At 62.1% G+C, this 16976-nt stretch carries 14 protein-coding genes and 1 pseudogene; all 15 read right to left on the bottom strand.

Annotated elements, in window-relative coordinates; all coding sequences use genetic code 11:
• Positions 1-234 precede the first annotated feature (234 nt).
• Positions 235-561: a hypothetical protein gene (locus ACZZZP_RS04290; RefSeq protein WP_122492730.1), complete on the bottom strand. Its 327-nt coding sequence runs from the start codon at positions 559-561 to the stop codon at positions 235-237.
• Entirely contained in the window at positions 558-1463 is a 906-nt protein-coding gene (locus ACZZZP_RS04285; RefSeq protein ID WP_463381904.1) for an alpha/beta hydrolase, read from the bottom strand. The genes ACZZZP_RS04290 and ACZZZP_RS04285 overlap by 4 nt, the downstream gene beginning before the upstream one ends.
• A gap of 31 nt (positions 1464-1494) precedes the next feature.
• Positions 1495-2790, bottom strand: a complete 1296-nt coding sequence (locus ACZZZP_RS04280) for a flavohemoglobin expression-modulating QEGLA motif protein (protein ID WP_122493123.1) — start codon at positions 2788-2790, stop codon at positions 1495-1497.
• 63 nt (positions 2791-2853) lie between these two features.
• Entirely contained in the window at positions 2854-3405 is a 552-nt protein-coding gene (locus ACZZZP_RS04275) for a hypothetical protein (protein WP_463384650.1), read from the bottom strand.
• Between the two features lie 126 nt (positions 3406-3531).
• Positions 3532-4263 (bottom strand): TetR/AcrR family transcriptional regulator, encoded by a 732-nt coding sequence (locus ACZZZP_RS04270; RefSeq protein WP_463381903.1) that lies wholly within the window; start codon positions 4261-4263, stop codon positions 3532-3534.
• 133 nt (positions 4264-4396) lie between these two features.
• The gene (lysS, locus tag ACZZZP_RS04265; RefSeq protein WP_463536293.1) at positions 4397-5911 is read right to left on the bottom strand and encodes a lysine--tRNA ligase; all 1515 of its coding nucleotides are present in this window, start codon (positions 5909-5911) and stop codon (positions 4397-4399) included.
• A 124-nt stretch (positions 5912-6035) separates the two neighbouring features.
• Positions 6036-7131, bottom strand: a protein-coding gene (gene prfB / locus ACZZZP_RS04260) for a peptide chain release factor 2 (protein ID WP_122451979.1) whose coding sequence is annotated in 2 segments (ribosomal slippage) — positions 6036-7058 and positions 7060-7131 — 1095 coding nt in all. Because the reading frame shifts where the segments join, the coding sequence is not laid out codon by codon here.
• A 230-nt stretch (positions 7132-7361) separates the two neighbouring features.
• Entirely contained in the window at positions 7362-8069 is a 708-nt protein-coding gene (locus ACZZZP_RS04255; protein WP_122492733.1) for a tellurite resistance TerB family protein, read from the bottom strand.
• A gap of 191 nt (positions 8070-8260) precedes the next feature.
• Positions 8261-9214, bottom strand: a complete 954-nt coding sequence (locus ACZZZP_RS04250; RefSeq protein WP_463384649.1) for a diguanylate cyclase domain-containing protein — start codon at positions 9212-9214, stop codon at positions 8261-8263.
• Between the two features lie 79 nt (positions 9215-9293).
• Positions 9294-10300: pseudogene (gene cheB, locus ACZZZP_RS04245) on the bottom strand (chemotaxis-specific protein-glutamate methyltransferase CheB).
• Positions 10301-12571, bottom strand: coding sequence for a response regulator (locus ACZZZP_RS04240; protein ID WP_463381900.1), 2271 nt, complete (start codon positions 12569-12571; stop codon positions 10301-10303). It abuts the pseudogene before it with no gap.
• Positions 12568-13248 carry a chemotaxis protein CheW gene (locus tag ACZZZP_RS04235; protein ID WP_122492736.1) on the bottom strand — a complete coding sequence of 227 codons (681 nt, stop codon included), beginning with the start codon at positions 13246-13248 and terminating at the stop codon, positions 12568-12570. Before ACZZZP_RS04235 ends, ACZZZP_RS04240 begins: the two co-directional genes overlap by 4 nt.
• Before the next feature lie 5 nt (positions 13249-13253).
• Positions 13254-14489, bottom strand: coding sequence for a CheR family methyltransferase (locus tag ACZZZP_RS04230; RefSeq protein WP_463381899.1), 1236 nt, complete (start codon positions 14487-14489; stop codon positions 13254-13256).
• Positions 14486-15004: a chemotaxis protein CheW gene (locus tag ACZZZP_RS04225; protein ID WP_122492738.1), complete on the bottom strand. Its 519-nt coding sequence runs from the start codon at positions 15002-15004 to the stop codon at positions 14486-14488. Before ACZZZP_RS04225 ends, ACZZZP_RS04230 begins: the two co-directional genes overlap by 4 nt.
• 7 nt (positions 15005-15011) lie before the next feature.
• On the bottom strand, positions 15012-16634 hold the full coding sequence (locus ACZZZP_RS04220; protein ID WP_122492739.1) for a HAMP domain-containing methyl-accepting chemotaxis protein: 1623 nt from the start codon (positions 16632-16634) through the stop codon (positions 15012-15014).
• Between the last annotated feature and the right edge of the window lie 342 nt (positions 16635-16976).

Here is a 16976-nt window from a genome sequence, read left to right as displayed (position 1 = left end):
TCTGTCATTCCCGCGCACGCGGGAATCCAGAATGGTGGACGGGACGAAGATCGGAAGCAAAAAGCGGTTTCTGATGGGACCGGAAACTGCGGTTGCATCCAAAACTCTGGATTCCCGCCTGCGCGGGAATGACGGTGATTAGTTTAAAAAACACCGGCCCCAAACGAAAACGTCGGTCTCGCAGCCATAAAAAAACCGCTCCGAAAAGCGGCTTTTCATAACCCAACCACCCAATCACTCCGTCTTCTGCGGCGTTTCCTGCCCAATACACCGCACGGCCTTCTTACGGTTATCCACCAGCACACCGGTCAAACCCTTCTGCTCGGTATCAAACAACACCACCACCCCATCCACGCACTGCGCCACCTGCGCGGCCGGTTCCAGGGAGACCTTGTAGTCCTCGCCCGGCACAGTCTTGAGCATGGTGAATTCGGAGAGCAGCAACGCGTCTTCGGGTTTGGCGATGTGCAGGTAGCCGTAGTACCAGAGCGCGGCCACGGTGCCGATGATGCTGCACACGCCGGTGATGATCAGGGGAATTGCATCGCGTTGTTCGCTCATTGCGCTGTCTCTGCTTTTGAATCGGAAGTCGGGGTGTTGGGCACTTCAGCCAGGCGCCGCAGGCCGGTAAAGCCGGTGGGGTCGCTGAGGAACATGAGCATTACTTGCCGCCATACGGGGTCTGCGAAGGTTTGCACATGGCCGCCACGCGTGGGCTGGAACACTCGCGGCGGGCGCGCAGCTTGATACAAGCTCACGCCGTTGGAAAGGGGCACGACCGTATCGTCGATGCTCTGGTAGATCAACAACGGCAGCTGCGGCAAATTGCCAATGGCGGCGAGCGCGCTGTCGCCGTCGGGCACCAGCCACGACAGCGGCACCTGCAGCGGCCAGGTCAGCCACGAGTTGCTCAGGGTCAGTTGAGCAATGTCGCGGTAGCTGGCCGGCACGCCATCCAGCACCAGGGCGCTCAGGCGTTTGGCCTGCTCCGGGTGCTTGCTGAGGTAGTGCACCGCCAGGGCGCCGCCGAGGCTTTGCCCGAGTACGTACAGCGGCTGGCGTTGGGTTTCGGGGGCGGTGTTCAACCAAGCGAAGGCGGCGTCAATGTCTTGGTAAACGCTGGGAAGATCCGGCTTGCCTTCGGAGTTGCCGTAGCCCCGGTAATCAAGCAGCAGCACGTTGTAGCCCTGTTCCGGCAACCAGTAGCTGCCGCCCAAATGGGTGGCCACGTTGCCGCCATTGCCGTGCAGGTGCAGCACCGTGCCGTTGAGCGCCACGCCGGGTTTTACGGGCAGCCACCAGGCATGCAGGCGCGTGCCGTCTGCGGCGGTGAGGGTGACGTCGCGGTAGTCGAGTTTGGCCACCGCGGGGGTAAACGGCACACCTTTTTGCGGAAAGAACAGCAGGTTGCTGCATCCGCACAGGCTGGCCAGCAACAGGCCGAGCACCAGTATTCGCCGCATCAATCGCCTCCCCGTAGTTGCACTGAACGGCCTAAAGAATGTTGGCGTAGTCGGCTTCGATGCGGTCCAGGCTCAGGTGGTTGAGGAAGTTGGAGAAACACATCCAGGCCGACAACGCGTTGAGGTCGCGAAATTGCGGAGGCAGGTATTTGGGCGGCACCACCAGGCCTTCGTCGACCAACTGGCGCAAGGTGCGCATGTCTTCGAGCGTGGCCTTGCCGCAAAACAGCAGCGGAATGGCTTCGAGCTTGCCTTTGCGCACAGCCAACTGGATGTAGTTGTAGATCAGGATAAAACCCTTGAGGTACGACAAATCCTTGGTGAACGGCAACCCGTCTGGCGTTGAGCCCCGGAAGCTGCGGCTGGCGTTGGCGTAGCTCTGCTCCATGTCGAAGCCCTGGGCGCGAAAGAAGTCGAACACCTGAAGGAAGTCTGCGCCCTCCTCGGCCATGTGGATGGCGCGCGTGCGGTTGGTCAGCTTGCGCAAGCGGCTCGGGTACGAGGCGAAGGCGATCACTTCCATGAGAATGGCCAGGCCTTCCTGGGTCACCGTCGAGGAAGGCGGGCCTTTGGCGAGGAAGGTGCAGATCGGCTGGTTCAAGCCGTTCAGCGTGGTGCCCACATGCACCAGCCCTTCGTGTACTTCCAGGGCGCGCACATCGCGTTCGTTGAACATGGCGTCAGCTCGAATCTTGATGTAATCGGCGCCGGCAGCAGCATCCGCCAGAATGCCGTCCGACTCGAACACCCGAATGGTGCTCTGCTCTTCACCAAACACGGTGTTCAACCGGCCTTGCAGCAACTGCACGGCGTCTTTGGCGGTGAGGGTTTTCGGCTCGTCTTTGAGGTCGCCGCGGTCGTCGATCTTGTTCAGGTAATCGGAAAACATCAGGCCGAGGTCGGCCAGGGTCGGGTCGCCGGCGTGAAAGGCGTCGGAGGCGGAGCCGTAGAGTTCTTGCGAGATCAGGCCGAAATCCGGGGTGCCGCGCGCTTCGAGCATGCGGATCACCATGCGGTATTCCTTGCACATGCGCCGCATGATCTGGCCGACCGGGTTGAACTGGCCGAGCTGGCGGGTGATGTCGCGCTCGATGTTCTGAAATTCCAGTTTCTTGGCACCGGAATCAAAACCCAGCGGGCGGCCGGCGTAGTAGTCGCGGCCTACCTGCGGCATTTCCTTGCCTTTGCCCTTGAGGAAGGCCTGGCGCACATTGTCGTCCCACTTGACGGCGTCCAGCACGCGGATCGGCGTTTGCGCTTCCACCAGCCGGTCGGACAGCGCGCGAATGACCAATTGGTAGTTGTCGAGTGGGGTTTGGCTGTTCATCGGTCCCTCGCTTTTCAACATCAAGAGCATCGCGGCTGAAGCCGCTCCTACAAAAGCAGCGTATTACTCGCCGGTGCGTTGGTAGCGCGCCACTTCGACAAACACGTCCGAGTTGGCTTGGTCGTCGAGGTAGGCAAACACCTTTTCCAGCGGGCTGGTGATGAGCACGCCGTCGCCTTCCGGGGTTTCTATCACATCGCCCTGCAATCCACCGACTTGCAGCTCTTGACTGACCCGGTCGATGTCGAGGTTATAGAGCAGCAGCTCGTTGTCTTTGGTCAGTTCAAAGCCGCCAATGGCGAAGTTCGCGCCCAGGGTTTTCGGCAGGCCCGCCGACAAGTACCAGCGACTGCCGTGGTGCGACACGGTGAAGCTGTATTCCTCGATGCTCTTGGCGTTATCGGGGCTGTTGATATAGGTGCGGGCTTTGTAGACGTTGGAGCCGGAACGGCTGATGTCCAGGTAGAGGGTGTCGCCGAATTCATTCTTGCGCGTCCACTCACCCAACAGCGGCATGGGCGCCGGTTCGTTGGCGGGGATGGGGTCTTTAAACGTCACCAGGCAGCCGCTGAGCAACAGGAACGACAAAGCCATCAGCACGCGCCAGACGTTTATCGATTTTTCCATCCGCAGCCCACTCCTTCTTACGTTTGCCATTACCACTGCCACTCCTCTGACTACAAAACGGCGCACCCTACTCCTGAAATGTGACAAGTGATGCGAACCGGGATTCGAGCAGCTCTACAGGCCAAGCACCAGATAAATGTAGCGTTTGAGCAGCGCCAGTTGCTCGGCGCTGTTCATGTTCGATGCGCCGTCGATCAAGCCCTGATATTCCATGCGTTCAACGATACCGGTAAGCACCTTGGCGTCTTCGGTTGGGTGCTGCGAACCCAATACTTCAAAGAAATGCGTCACGCCCTGCTGCAGAATTTGCCGGTGCGAGCGCACCAGTTCATGCAAGCGCGGATTGAGCAAGGCTTCCTGCTGAAACGCGCGCTCGGCGAGCAGATGCGCCGGGCGCTCCATCACTTGGCGGTACACGTAATCGACCGCCATGGCGGCGATATAGTCGGCCAGCTCACGGCGCGACTCGGCGCTGCCGTGCAGTTTTTCCACACGCGTGCGCAACAGCCCTTCAGCCCCTTCCCAAAACGCGGCCATGTCGGCAGCGCTGCGTTCTACGAACAACGCGAAGGTATCGGTGATGAGGTCGTTGATGTCTTTGAAGTAGTAGGTGGTGGCAGACAACGGTACGTCGGCCTCGGCGGCCACGGCGCGGTGCCGGACTGCCCGTACGCCTTCGCGAATGATGATGCGCATGGCGGCATCGAGAATGGCTTGACGGCGTTGTTCACTGCCCTGGCGGCTGGCCTTGCGGCCTTGGTACTGCACGCTTTCGGCAACGGCGCTGGCGACGTCTGCGGCTCTGTCTCGGGAAGGTTGGGTCACGACTGGGCTTACCTCTCGCATTGGTGAAATGCTCGCAATGGTGAAACTCTCGCCTTGGAGCACGCCTAGGCAGAATAAATCCCTTCCCCACTAAACCTTTCTAGCCGCTACCGCAGCAGGCCGAACGCATGGGCATGCGCTCGGCCTGCATCGCTTACGCTTGAGGGCGCATGTGGGGGAACAGGATCACGTCGCGAATAGACGGCGCATCCGTCAACAACATCACCAAACGGTCGATACCAATGCCCTCGCCCGCGGTTGGCGGCATACCGTATTCCAGCGCGCGGACGAAATCGGCGTCGTAGTGCATGGCTTCGTCGTCGCCGGCGTCCTTGTCGGCCACCTGCGCCTGAAAGCGTTCGGCCTGGTCTTCGGCGTCGTTCAACTCCGAATAGGCATTGGCGATTTCGCGGCCACCAATAAACAGCTCGAAACGGTCGGTCACGCTAGGGTCCTGATCATTGCGACGGGCCAGCGGCGAGACTTCGAACGGGTACTGGGTAATGAAGTGCGGTTGTTCGAGTTTGTGCTCGACCAGCTCTTCAAAAATCATCACCTGCAATTTGCCCAGACCTTCGAAGCCCAGCACCTTGGCGCCGGCCTTCTTGGCGATTTCACGCGCTTTGTCGATATCGGTGAGATCGGCAGCGGTCAGTTCCGGGTTGTACTTGAGGATCGAGTCGAACACCGACAGGCGCACAAACGGCTCGCCGAAGTGGAAGACCTTGCCCTGGTACGGCACGTCGGTGCTGCCCAGCACCAGCTGCGCCAACTCGCGGAACAGTTCCTCGGTGAGGTCCATGTTGTCTTCGTAGTCGGCGTAGGCCTGGTAGAACTCGAGCATCGTGAACTCAGGGTTGTGCCGGGTCGAAACGCCTTCGTTACGGAAGTTGCGGTTGATCTCGAACACGCGCTCAAAGCCGCCCACTACCAGACGCTTGAGGTACAGCTCCGGCGCGATGCGCAGGTACATGCCCATATCCAATGCGTTGTGGTGGGTTTCAAACAGCTTGGCCGCGGCGCCGCCCGGAATGGTTTGCAGCATCGGCGTTTCCACTTCGAGGAAGTCGCGCTTCATCAAAAAGCTGCGGATGTGGGCGATGACTTGCGAACGAACGCGGAAGGTCTGGCGGGTTTCTTCGTTAACGATCAGGTCAACGTAGCGCTGGCGATAACGGGTTTCGGTGTCGGTCAGGCCGTGGTGCTTGTCCGGCAGCGGACGCAGCGACTTGGTCAGCAGGCGCACGCTGGTCATCTCAACGTACAAGTCGCCTTTGCCGGAACGGGCCAGGGTGCCTTCGGCGGCGATGATGTCGCCCAGGTCCCAGGTTTTTACCTCTGCCAGTGTTTCTTCCGACAGGGTTTTGCGATTCACGTACACCTGAATGCGGCCGGACATGTCCTGGATAACCATGAACGCGCCACGGTTGAGCATGATGCGACCGGCAACTTTCACCGGGATAGCCGCTGCTTCCAATTCTTCCTTGGTCTTGTCGGCGTACTGCTTTTGCAGGTCGTTGCAGTAATTGTCGCGACGGAAGTCATTGGGGAAGGCCTGACCTTTGCTGCGCGCAGCGGCGAGCTTTTCTTTGCGCAGGGCAATCAGGGAATTTTCTTCCTGTTGCAGCGCTTGCAGGTCGGGTTGCGGTTCGGCTTTGTGGTCGCTCATGTTTTTTCGGTATCCATTACAGGGTGCGGTACGCGCAGGTGTGGGAATTCGGCGGCTTATTGCATCACGGCCATCGCGGCTGAAGCCGCTCCCACACTGCGTCCGATTCAGTTACTCGGCGGTTTTAAAGCCCTTGTTTGAGGCTCGCGATCAGGTATTCGTCCAGATCGCCGTCCAGCACTTTGTCACAGTCGCTGCGTTCGATGCTGGTGCGCAGGTCTTTGATGCGCGAGGCGTCGAGTACATACGAGCGAATCTGGTGACCCCAGCCGATATCCGACTTGGTGTCTTCCAGCGCCTGGGACGCCGCGTTGCGTTTCTGCACTTCCTGCTCATACAAACGAGCACGGAGCATCTTCATCGCGGTGTCTTTGTTGGCGTGTTGCGAGCGCTCGTTCTGGCAGCTGACCACGGTGTTGGTCGGCACGTGGGTAATACGCACGGCCGAGTCGGTGGTGTTTACGTGCTGACCACCGGCACCGGATGAACGATAGGTGTCAATTCGCAGGTCTGCCGGGTTGATCTCGATTTCGATGTTGTCGTCGATTTCCGGCGACACAAACACCGCCGAGAACGAGGTATGGCGACGGTTACCCGAGTCGAATGGGCTTTTTCGTACAAGACGGTGAACGCCGATCTCGGTGCGCAGCCAACCAAACGCGTATTCGCCTTTGATATGCACGGTGGCACCTTTGATACCCGCCACTTCGCCGGCCGACAATTCCATGATGGTGGCGTCGAAGCCGCGCTTGTCGGCCCAGCGCAGGTACATGCGCAGCAAAATGTTGGCCCAGTCCTGGGCTTCAGTGCCGCCGGAACCGGCCTGGATATCGAGGTAAGCGTTATTGGCGTCCATTTCACCGCTGAACATGCGGCGGAATTCGAGCTTCTCCAGCGCTTCGCGCAGGCGCTCGACCTCGGCGGCCACGTCGTCGACGGCGCCTTGGTCTTCTTCCTCAGCTGCCATTTGCAGCAGATCGCGGGCATCGCTGAGGCCGCTGCTCATTTCGTCGAGGGTTTCGACGATCTGCGCCAACTGAGCACGTTCGCGGCCCAGATTCTGCGCATATTCGGGGTTGTTCCACACGGCCGGGTCTTCCAGCTCGCGGTTGACTTCCGTCAGACGATCACTCTTGTGATCGTAGTCAAAGATACCCCCGAATCGTTTCGGAACGTTCGGAGAGGTCCTTGATGCTGTTAAGGATCGGGTTGATTTCCATGGTGGGCAGCACTCGCAGGCGTTACTTTCGAAAAGCCGGCGAGTATACCCGAGTAGATATGCGGGTTGCAGCGGGAAATCGGGGGGATTGGCGTTTGCTTCGGCCCTCACCCCAACCCTCTCCCGCAAGCGGGAGAGGGGAGCCGACCGAGCGTTCCTGAAAGGATGCCGGCGATTGGATTCCCCTCGCCCGCTTGCGGGAGAGGGGCTAGGAGTGAGGGGCTCTTGCCGTTAAACCGCCTGACGCACCTGATTCTCCAACTCCAGCTTCAACGACGGCTCAAGCTTCAACTGCTTGGCCAGTTCGTCCAGATATGCACGCTCCATAAAGTGCTCTTCATCCACCATCAACACGCTCGCCACATACATTTCCGCCGCCATTTCCGGCGTAGTGGCCACACGGGCGACATCGGCTGGGTCGAGGGGTTTGTTCAGTTCGAGGTCGAGCCAGGTTTTCAGCTCGGGATCGTTGGTCAGCTTGACGAACTCGCCTTCAATCAACTGCCGCTCACGGGCATCGACGTGGCCATCGGCTTTGGCCGCTGCCACCAGCGCTTTGAGAATGCCCTGGCTGTGCAGCTCGGCCTGCGACTCCGGCAGGCGGTCGAGGGTTTGCGGTTCGGTGACGGCGCCGTTGGCCTGATTGGCCTGCCAGTTGCCGTAGGCTTTGTAGGCGATCACGCCCAGCGCGGCGAGGCCGCCGTAGGTCAGGGCTTTACCGCCCAGCTTGCGCGCGCTCTTGTTGCCCAGCAGCAGGCCCATGGCCCCGGCTGCCAACGCGCCGCCACCGGCACCGCCGAGCAAACTGCCGAGATTGGCGCTGTCCAGCAGCCCGCCAGCCTTACCGCCACTGTTGCCGGGCTTGGCGCCGCCGGTTTTGCTTTGCAGCAGATCCTGGCCGGACTTGAGCAGTTGATCGAGTAAGCCACGGGTGTTCATAACGCCTCCAGTCATTGAATAAACCGACCGGCAGACTAGAACCAAATGTGGGAAAAGCCTTACGCGAGAGTGTTTGCGGATGTTGCTTTTGCTGGAGCCGAGGTTTCCAGGAATCGAGGCTGAAGCCTCTCCTACAAGAGTCCTCGTTCCACTGTGGGAGAGGCTTCAGCCTCGATTGGCCCTCAAGACGATCACAACATCCCCACCTGATTACGCCCCGCATTCTTGGCCTGATACAGCGCCCTATCCGCGCTTTGTATCAGCAGCCGGTGCTCTTCGCCCTGCTGTGGCAGCATGGTCGCCAGGCCGATGCTGACGGTCAGCACCGAGCCGTCTTTGGGCGAGGTATGGGCGATGTTCAGCCCTTCCACGGCGCGTCGAATTTTCTCGGCCACCAGCCGCGCGCCGCCTGACGAGGTGCTCGGCAGCACCATGGCGAACTCTTCTCCGCCGTAACGGGCGGGCAGGTCCGAGGGCCGACTGCAGCCGCCGCGAATGGCGTCGGCGACCTGGTGCAAAGCTTCGTCGCCTTTGAGGTGACCGAAGCCGTCGTTAAAGGCTTTGAAGTAGTCGACGTCGATCATCAGCAGCGACAGCTGGCTTTGCTCGCGCATGGCGCGGCGCCATTCCATTTCCAGGTATTCGTCGAAGTGGCGACGGTTCGACAGGCCGGTCAGGCCGTCGGAGTTCATCAGCCGTTGCAGCACCAGGTTGGTTTCCATCAACTGCTGCTGGCTTTCGCGCAGGGCGCGGTGGGCGTCGTCGCGTTGCACTTGCATCTGGTAGGAACGTGAGTGGTAGCGAATGCGGGCGATCAGTTCGATGGAGTCGGGCAGCTTCACCAGGTAATCGTTGGCGCCCGCGCCGAAAGCCGAGCTTTTCACCAGCCCGTCGTCTTTGGTCGACAGCACGATAATCGGGATGTCCGCCGTCACCGGATTGGCGCGGTAGGCGCGCACCAGCGACAAACCATCCACGCCTGGCATCACCAGGTCCTGAATGATCACCGTGGGTTTTATCTGAATGGCCTGCGCCACGGCCTGGTGAGGGTCCGAGCAGAAGTGAAAGCCGATGTTCGGCTCGTTCGCCAGCGCCCGGCGGATGGCTTCACCGATCATGGCTTGGTCATCTACCAGCAACACCATCACGGCGTTTTCGTCGTTAATCACTTCGGTACTACCCTCGATCAATCATTGTTGTTGTTACACGAGAACCGGGTAACGCCTATGTCCACAGCCGACATAACGTCGGCGCGATGGCGTCGAGTGAACAAATTTCCACCGCCGCATCAATGGCGGCGGCCGCCTTGGGCATGCCGTACACCGCCGAGCTTTGTTGGTCTTGCGCAATGGTATGGAACCCGCGCTCCCGCAGGGTTTCAGGCCGTTGGCGCCGTCGCGCCCCATGCCGGTGAGCAGCACACCAATTGCCTCGCCTTGCCAATACTGCGCGACGCTTTCGAAAAACACATCTATGGACGGCCGGTAAATGTGCTCGCTCGGCTCCACCGTGTAGCTCAATGTGCCGTCCTTGAGCAGCCGCAGGTGATTATTGGTGCCCGCCAGCAACACCGTGCCCACCTGCGGCTGCTCGCCTGCCACGGCCAGACGCACCGGCATATTCGCCGCGCTGCACAGCCAATCGGCCATGCCCGCGGCAAACACTTCATCCACGTGCTGCACCAGCACCACGGCGGCGGGAAAATCCGCCGGCAGCGCTTTCAGCAGAATTTCCAGCGCAGCCGGCCCGCCTGCCGAGGCGCCGATGGCCAGCAGCGCTTTGCGCTGTCGGTTCGGCGCCACGGCCGGGGCTTTGTCCGCAGGCTTCTTTTCGCGCTCGCCCAACAGCCAGCCGATGTTCTGAATCTTGCGCAGCAGCGGCGCGGCGGCTTCGCGTAAATCGCCAACGCCCAGCGCCGGCGTGTCCACCACATCCACCGCGCCGTGGCCCATGGCTTCGAATACGCGGTTCATGCTCTGCTGCGAATTCACCGTCACCACCACTACGGCGCACGGCGTATTGGCCATGATCTGCCGCGTGGCTTCCACGCCGTCCATCACCGGCATGATCAAATCCATCAGCACCACGTCGGGGCGCTGCTCGGCGCATTTGGCCACGGCTTCGGCGCCGTCGCCCGCCACCCAAATCACCTGATGCGCCGGCTCCAGCGCCAGCGCCCGGCGCAGCGCCTCCACGGCCAGTGGCATGTCGTTGACAATCCCTATCTTCACCTACGGCTCCCCAATCAAATCGACGACGGCTTCCAGCAGCGCTTCGTCATGGAAACTGGCTTTGGCCAGGTAGTAATCGGCGCCGGCATCCAGGCCACGGCGACGGTCTTCCTCTCGGTCTTTGTACGACACCACCATCACCGGCAACGATTGCAAACGGTTGTCGCGGCGAATCAGGGTGACCAGCTCGATGCCGTCCATGCGCGGCATGTCGATGTCGCTTACCAATAAATCGAAATGCTCGGAGCGCAGGGCGTTCCAACCGTCCATGCCGTCTACCGCCACGGCCACGTCATAGCCGCGTTGCAGCAGCAATTTGCGCTCCAGTTCGCGCACCGTGAGCGAGTCATCGACCACCAGAATGCGTTTGCGCGCCACCGCGCCGGCTTGCCGCGCGCCCCGGTCGATACGCTCCAAACGCCCGGTGCTGAGCAGTTTTTCCACCGAGCGCAGCATGTCTTCAACGTCGAGAATCAGCACCGGCGTGCCGTCGTCGAGCAAGGCGCCGGCTGAGATGTCTTGCACCTTACCCAACCGCGCATCAATGGGCAGCACCACCAGCGTGCGCTCGCCGACAAAACGCTCCACCGCCACGCCGTACACCGCATCGCGCTCACGAATCACCACCACGCGGATGTCGCCGGCCGAGGCCTCACCTTCCGGGCGTTGCAACAGTTGATGTGCGGCTACGAGGCCGACATGCCGGCCTTCGTGCCAAAAATGCTGACGGCCTTCGAGCTGCACGATGTCGGCCGGCGCCAGCTCCAGCATGCGGTCGATCTGCGCCAGCGGAAATGCATAGGCCTCGCCGCCAATCATCACCACCAGACTGCGCACCACCGACAGCGTCAGCGGCACCTCCAAGTGGAACGTGGCGCCCTGCCCCGGCACTTGGCGCAGCTCGATGGCCCCGCGCAGCTGGCGCACCATGTGTTGCACCACATCCAGCCCCACGCCACGGCCCGACACTTCGGTCACCGTGTCGCGCATGCTGAAACCGGGCAGAAACAGAAAGCTCAGCAGCTCGTCTTCGCTCATCTGCGCGATGGTGTCGGCGGTCGATAGCTGCCGCTGGGCAATGGCGCGGCGCAGGCGATCCAGGTCAATACCGCCGCCGTCGTCGCTCAGTTCCAGCACCAGCAAGCCCGCTTGGTGGCTGGCGGTAATGCTGATGACCCCTTCGGCTGGCTTGCCGGCAAGCGCCCGCGCCTCGGGGCTTTCGATGCCATGGTCGACGGCGTTGCGCAGCAGGTGCACCAAGGGCGCTTCGAGCTTTTCCAGCACTTCGCGGTCAACCTGGGTTTTCTTGCCGACCACCTCCAGCCGCACCTGTTTGCCGAGCGAGCGGCCGAGGTCGCGGATCATCCGTTCCTGGCCACGCAGCACGTCGTTGAACGGCCGCAGGCGGCAGGCCAGTGCTGTGTCGTAAAGCAGTTGCGCGCGCTGTTCGGACTGCCAGCTGAATTCATCGAGGTCGCTGGCTTGTTGGGTCAGCAGTTGCTGGCATTCGTCAACCAGGCGGCGGGCATCGGCCAGCAGCGCCAAGGTTTGCGGGTCGGTATCGACCTCATTCAATGCATCGTGCACGCCATTGAGCGTGCGACTGGCGTTGGTTTGCAGGCGCTTCATGCGTTGCATCGAGGTGAGAAACGGCTTGAGCCGCTGCGACTCCACCAGCGACTTGCTGGACAAATCCAGCAGCCGGTTCAGGCGCTCGGCCGTTACCCGCAATACCCGCTCGCCGCCTGCATCGGCCACTGGCGCTTCATCGACAACGGGCTCCGGCGACGCTGGCGCGGCAAGCGGTTCGGCCGGGGGCACGGCGGTTTCGACAAACGCCGGCTCCGGCGCCGCCACACGGCTTTCCTGCATGGCGATAAAACCGCCACGGCTCATGATGTCCATCTGCTCGACGAACTGCGCGACCTCCGCCGGGGTTACGCCGGAGTCGGGCTTGGCCACGCGCAGCAACAGATCGGTGCCTTTTAGCAGCGCATCGATATGATCGGGCGTCAGGCGCAACTGGCCGTTCTGCGCGCTTACCAGGCAGTCTTCCATCACATGGGCAATGCCCACGCCGGCATCGACGCCGACAATGCGCGCCGCGCCTTTGAGCGAATGCGCTGCGCGCATGCAGGCTTCCAGTTGCTCGGCGTGCGTAGGGTTGCGTTCCAGCGCCAGCAGACCGGCGTTGAGCACTTGGGCCTGGGCCTCGGCTTCCAGCTGAAACAGCTCCAGCATCGAGGCGTCGCGCATCTGATCCGGGGTCATGTCAGGCTCCGCATCACGGCGTTCAGTAGAAGGTCTTCATCGAGCAGGCGCACGCTGCGTTGCTGCCACTGCAACACGCCACGGGTGAACTTCGCCGCCGCCACACCAGCGCCCGCCTGGCCGGCGCTTGCCTGATCCAACTGCTGCTCCGGGAAGGCGTGAATGCCCAGCACTTCATCCACCGGCGCCACCACGTTGCCGCCCTGCGCCGCCAGAATCAGCAAGCGCGGCACCACGCGGCCGGCGGCTTTGGCCGGGGCCGCATCCAGGCCCAGCAACTCGCTGAGCGACACACACGGCACCAGCGCGCCGCGCACATTGGCCACGCCTAACAGCGCACGCGAGCGCTGATGGGGCAACGAATGAATCGGCGCCAGCGGCGACACTTCCACCAACGTGCGGGTGGCCAGGGCCAGCCATTCTTCGCCGAGACGAAACACAATCATGGAGCGCGTTATTTGCTCGCTGAGGTCGTCGGTGTGTTCGTACAGCGCCACGTGTTCCTGGCTCAGGCTGTAGCGATCAAGCAGGCGCGTGGCAGCCGCGCCGTAGACTTCACAGTTGCGGCAGTGCACATGTTCGATCAGTTTTGGGCAGCTCTTGTCGCCGCGCACGCCGATGCGGTTCCAGCAGTCGTCCACCGCGTATTCGCTGCGGTGCAGGCTCACGTCAGTCATGGCAATTACTCATGTCGGCCGGCTCCCCGTTGCGCCCGCCCCTGCAAGCGCTCGGCACCGGCCTTGTCGCCCTGCGCCGCGAGCAGCGCCGCCAGTTGCGCCAGGGCGGCCGGGTGGTGCGGTTGCAGGTACAAGGCCTTGCGGTAGAAACCCTGGGCGCCGGGCATGTCGCGCTCCACTTCGCAAAGCAGCCCCAGCCAATAAAACACTTCGGCCGAGGGGCCGTGGCTGGCCAGAAACCCATCGGCCAGGCGCCGCGCCTCCTGGCTGCGCCCCTGATTGGCCAGCGCAGCGATTTGCCCCAGTTGCTCCGCAGACGAATCCACCGCCGGCGCGTTGGCCACCACCGGTTTGGCAGGCAAGCGCGCCACCGGACGCGGCGCAGGCACCGGCGGCAACGCGCGACGGGGTGGCGGCGCAGGCATGCGCGGCACATCGGCCGCCAGCGGCTGGCGGCGAAACGCGAACGACAGCGCAATGCCCAGCGACTGCATGCCCACGCGGGTAAACAGGCCGGCTTCGGCCGGGCCGATAAACAGCACGCCGTCGTCGCGGGTCAGGCGCTTGAGCACCTCCAGCACCTGCTCCTGGGTCGGCACATCGAAATAAATCAGCAGATTGCGGCAGAACACCATGTCATACGGCAGCTCTGCGGCCAGCAGACCGGGCTCAAGCAGATTGCCGGCCTGAAAACGCACCTGTTTGCGCACCTGCGGACTGATCACATAACCATTGCCCTCGGCGCTGAAGTAGCGATTGCGAAAGCCCAGGGTGTCGCCGCGAAACGAATTGCGCCCGTACCGGCCGGCCACTGCGCGCTCGATGGACAAGGGGCTGATGTCCAGCGCGTCGACCGTGAACGAGGCGGCGGGCAGGTTGGCGTCGAGCAGGCACATGGCGATGGAATACGGCTCCTCGCCGGTTGAGCACGGCAGGCTCAGCAGCCGCAACGGCCGCGCGCCGGCCAATTCGCCGATGCGCCGGGTGGCCAGACGGGCCAGGGTGGCGAACGACTCGGGATAACGAAAAAACCACGTCTCGGGCACGATCACCGCTTCAATCAGCGCCTGCAATTCGGCATCCGACTGATTCAACGCGCGCCAGTAGTTTTCAACATCGCGCCCTGGCACAGCGGCCATGCAGCGCTGCACCGCGCGCTCGACCACCGACTCGCCCACCGTGATGGCGTCCAGGCCGATGCGTTCTTTCAGCAGTTGCTCGAAACGCGGGTCAATGCTCATGGCGTGCCGGTTTCCAGGCTCAAGCCGGCGGGCGGAAACAACAGCGCCTGCGCACTTTCAGGCAGCAACTGCTCGATCTGAATGCGCTGCACTAGGCCGTCGCGGGTTTCCAGTACCGGGCCTAAATATGGGGAGTCGGGGCTGAGCAAACCGTAATCGCGGAATGCCTCGGCGTCGCAGCGCAAGGTGTCGCTGGCTTGTTCCAGCACCAGACCGAGCGGGGTTTGGCGGCCGTCGCTGGTGCGGTAGTCGACCAGCACCGTGCGCGTGCTGGTGCGTGCTGGCGCAGGCGTGCCGAGGCTCAGGTGGCAAAGGTCGAGCACCGGCACCAGCGCGCCGCGAAAGGCGAACACGCCGGCCACCCAAGCCGGAGCGCCCGGAATGCTTTTAACCGGCACGCGGGGCAGCACCGCCACCACCTCGCGGGCAGCCAGCGCATAGCGTTCGCCGCCTAGCGAAAACAATAAATACAGCGGCGCCTTTTGAAGCGGCGCCGGCTGCGAGTGGCTGCTCATGGCGGCCTTAAACCTTGAAGCTCGACACGCCGCTACGCAGGCTGCCGGCCACCTGATTCAGCTCTTCGATGGCGAAGCTGGCCTGGCGCAGCGACTCCACGGTTTGCCCCGTGGCCTCGCCCAGTTGCGTGAGCGCCTGGGTAATCTGCTCGGCGCCGGTGGCCTGGGCTTGCATGCCCTCGTTGAGCACCACCACGCGCGGCGCCAGCGCCTGAACCTGGTCGATGGTTTGCGACAACTGCTCGCCCACCTCCTGCACCTCGCTCATGCCACGGCGCACCTGCTCGGAGAATTTATCCATGCCCATTACGCCGGCCGAGACCGCCGATTGAATCTCGCGCACCATCTGCTCGATGTCGTACGTGGCCACGGCCGTTTGGTCGGCCAAGCGCCGGACTTCGGTCGCCACCACCGAGAACCCACGCCCGTACTCGCCAGCCTTTTCCGCCTCGATGGCGGCGTTGAGCGAAAGCAGATTGGTCTGATCGGCCACTTTGACGATGGTGGTCACCACCTGATTAATGTTGCTGGCCTTCTCATTGAGAATGCCCAGCTTGGCGTTTACCAGCTCGGCGGCGCCCATTACCTGGCGCATGGTGTCTTCCATACGCTGCAGACCCACTTGCCCGGCCCCGGCCAGCGCCGATGCTTGCTCGGCGGAATAGGAAACCTCGCCCATGGTGCGCACCAGATCGCGCGAGGTAGCGGCAATCTCCCGCGAGGTGGCGCCAATTTGCGTAGTGGTGGCGGCGGTTTCGGTAGCCGTGGCCTGTTGCTGTTTGGAGGTGGCGGCAATTTCCGTGACCGACGTGGTGACCTGCACCGCCGAACGCTGCGCCTGGGACACCAGCGTGGTGATGTCATCGACCATGGCGTTGAAGCCGCCCTGCACCGCGCCGAATTCGTCGGCGCGCACATTGTTGAAACGCGTAGTGAGGTTGCCGGTGCGCATCACCGTGAGAATCTGCGCCAAGTTATTCAGCGGGCCCATGATGGCGCGCATCAAAACGAAACCGCTGATCAACGCCACGGCAATCACCAGCAACAGCGACAACACCAGGCTGATCTTCGCGCCGGCCGCCTGGGCGGTAATGGAGGTGGTGGCCACGTCGGCGCGGTCTTTATTGAACTGCACCATTTGCAGCAATTGCTCGCGGCCTTCAGCCCAGACCGGGTGCAGGCGCTCATTGAGAATTTTGCGTGCTTGCAGCGGCTGGCCTTGCTGGAAAGTGCCGAGCACCTCGGCGAGCGCCTTATTGAATTCGTCGCGGTTCTTCAGGAAGGAATCGAGGTGTGCTTTGTCTTCAACCTCAACAATGGACCGGCGGTATTCGGCTACGCGGGCCATGAGTTTTTCGTCGTTGCTGGTGAACTCGGCCAGCACGGCCGGGCTGATTACCTGCTCATCGGACAAACCCACCACTTGTTGCGCCAACAGGAAACTGTCGACCCAGGAGCTGCGAATGTAGGAGCTGAAATACACGCCGGGCATGGAATCTTCGGCCACGCTTTTGGCGCTGGTTTCGATGGTAACCAGCCGCGAATAGGCCACCACGACCATCAGAATAATGATCGCGATGATCACCGCGAAACTCGCCAGAATGCGCTGACGCAGGGTCCAGTTCTTCACTCGTAACTCCCCTAATGAACGGTGCCCGCGCACGGCTCAAGCTGACGGCGGCAGGTGGCGCGCCAATGCCAGCGACTGTAAGACGCGTCCTACACCGGCGCAAGCTGAAAGCGTAGCAGCGCGTAGGCAGATCAACGACTTATGGGAGGTAGTTACGGTCGGGTTTAGCGTGTGCAGGAAACGCTGGGCACACCTGCTTTTTGGTTTACGCCGAGCCGAAGGGGCGAAGCGCTTCGCTGCACCAGCCTTCGGGAAAGGCCTTGCCCAGAACGTTGAGGCGGCCCGGGCTCACTTTGACCGCAGCAGTTTCTTTCGCGTCAGCCTTCTGCTCCAGCAGAATCG

The sequence above is a fragment of the Pseudomonas sp. AC211 genome (assembly GCF_979258055.1).
This window is presented reverse-complemented; position numbering and strand designations above follow the sequence as displayed.

Coding starts and splice junctions, on each gene's coding strand:
- ACZZZP_RS04230 (WP_463381899.1), bottom strand. CDS start 14,489: ATGAGCATTGACCCGCGTTTCGAGCAACTGCTGAAAGAACGCATCGGC.
- ACZZZP_RS04250 (WP_463384649.1), bottom strand. CDS start 9,214: ATGGTGTTGCTGGTAGATGACCAAGCCATGATCGGTGAAGCCATCCGC.
- ACZZZP_RS04255 (WP_122492733.1), bottom strand. CDS start 8,069: ATGAACACCCGTGGCTTACTCGATCAACTGCTCAAGTCCGGCCAGGAT.
- ACZZZP_RS04225 (WP_122492738.1), bottom strand. CDS start 15,004: ATGAGCAGCCACTCGCAGCCGGCGCCGCTTCAAAAGGCGCCGCTGTAT.
- ACZZZP_RS04240 (WP_463381900.1), bottom strand. CDS start 12,571: ATGACCCCGGATCAGATGCGCGACGCCTCGATGCTGGAGCTGTTTCAG.
- lysS (WP_463536293.1), bottom strand. CDS start 5,911: ATGAGCGACCACAAAGCCGAACCGCAACCCGACCTGCAAGCGCTGCAA.
- ACZZZP_RS04270 (WP_463381903.1), bottom strand. CDS start 4,263: ATGCGAGAGGTAAGCCCAGTCGTGACCCAACCTTCCCGAGACAGAGCC.
- ACZZZP_RS04285 (WP_463381904.1), bottom strand. CDS start 1,463: ATGCGGCGAATACTGGTGCTCGGCCTGTTGCTGGCCAGCCTGTGCGGA.
- ACZZZP_RS04280 (WP_122493123.1), bottom strand. CDS start 2,790: ATGAACAGCCAAACCCCACTCGACAACTACCAATTGGTCATTCGCGCG.
- ACZZZP_RS04290 (WP_122492730.1), bottom strand. CDS start 561: ATGAGCGAACAACGCGATGCAATTCCCCTGATCATCACCGGCGTGTGC.
- ACZZZP_RS04235 (WP_122492736.1), bottom strand. CDS start 13,248: ATGACTGACGTGAGCCTGCACCGCAGCGAATACGCGGTGGACGACTGC.